The following is a 1,338-nucleotide window of genomic DNA, read 5'->3' as shown; positions in this document are numbered from 1 at the left end:
CAACACGCTACAGAAAGTCATCGCCACCTTGCGGAATTCTGTGCCTTCACTTACTACCGAGGATGAAACCACAGAAGTCGAGGCAATCAAGAAAACTGCCTGATTCTTTGCAGCCAACCGCTTCGATTGAAGGTCATCTGGGTATACTCAGAAATGCCCAACAAGTGATCCACCCAATCTGGCTGTAATAGCCTTTCCTGTACACATCCGGCACTCTGGTTACCAACACAAAACACCGTGCTGACACGGAAAACAAATACCCCCTCCCTTTGGGAGAAAGCCGGGGAGAGGGGAAAAATCCCACCACAACACCACCTCTCCCTCTGGGAGAGGGCCGGGGTGAGGGAATCCCCCCCTCAGCCCGTGCTAACATACCTCCACCATGCGCCTATCACCACGCAACCAAACCATCATCAAACAAACCGCCAACCGCCAGGGAAATCTTTGGCAATGCGCGCATACATCTGTTCGGCTCACGCGTCCATGACAACCTCAAAGGCGGCGACATCGACCTCCTGGTGGAATCCGATCACATTATCAAAGACAAGGAAAAAAAACTGCTTCAACTGGCGGCCAGGCTACAAATGCGGCTGGGCGATCAACCCATCGACATCCTGGTACTGGATCCCGAAACGCCGCGCCAACCCATCCACGAAGAGGCATTGCGCCAGGGCGTGTTGCTATGAACGAACTGCTCCCGGTCACCCGTTTCATTCATACACTGGAGACAGTGGAAAAAGAAATCCGGCACCTACAGTACAGTTGGCACCGGGTATTCTCTGAAGAAATCAACGCAAACTGGGTGAAAAACCTGGAAAACACGCCGGAAACCGCTGAACGCATGGAAGCATTCATTTCCCGCTTTGGCAGAACCCAAGACACCATCAGCGACAAACTGTTGCCGCGATGGCTCATGGCACTGGCGGAAAAAACCGGCAGCCAAATCGAAATATTGAATCGCGCAGAACGACTCGGCATTCTCCAAAATACCGAAAACTGGTTGCAAGCCCGCTACCTGCGCAATCGCCTGGTACATGAATACATGACAGATCCCGCTGCATTCGCCAAAGACCTGCTGTTGGCAAAAACATACAGCCCAATGTTTTCATACACCTACAATCAGGTTCGTCAGTTTGCCATCGACAGGATGCAAATTGATCCTGGCGAACTCCCAGATAAAGCAAAGGGATTCTACTGATACGGATACACTGGTGCGCCAATACCGCCCGCAATTGCGCATAGAAAAAGCCAAGAGCGCCCGAATATCTGCGAAATGAACCCAAAGTAGCGTATAATTCGCGTTTAACGTAGCCGCAGCACAACACCTCCCTCCCTCCC

The 1,338-nt window shown here is 51.9% G+C and carries 2 protein-coding genes; both read left to right on the top strand.

What is annotated here, in order from left to right; translation table 11 throughout:
• Nucleotides 1–269 precede the first annotated feature (269 nt).
• Nucleotides 270–686 (top strand): nucleotidyltransferase domain-containing protein, encoded by a 417-nt coding sequence (locus tag ACOCD2_RS20195; RefSeq protein WP_308214495.1) that lies wholly within the window; start codon nt 270–272, stop codon nt 684–686.
• Nucleotides 687–730: 44 nt separating this feature from the next.
• Nucleotides 731–1,198 (top strand): hypothetical protein, encoded by a 468-nt coding sequence (locus ACOCD2_RS20190; RefSeq protein WP_293650090.1) that lies wholly within the window; start codon nt 731–733, stop codon nt 1,196–1,198.
• Nucleotides 1,199–1,338 lie beyond the last annotated feature (140 nt).

Origin of the sequence: Thiolapillus sp. (genome assembly GCF_048562965.1) — a bacterium.
In the GTDB taxonomy this organism is placed as follows: Bacteria; Pseudomonadota; Gammaproteobacteria; order Chromatiales; family Chromatiaceae; genus Thiolapillus; species Thiolapillus brandeum_A.
This window is presented reverse-complemented; position numbering and strand designations above follow the sequence as displayed.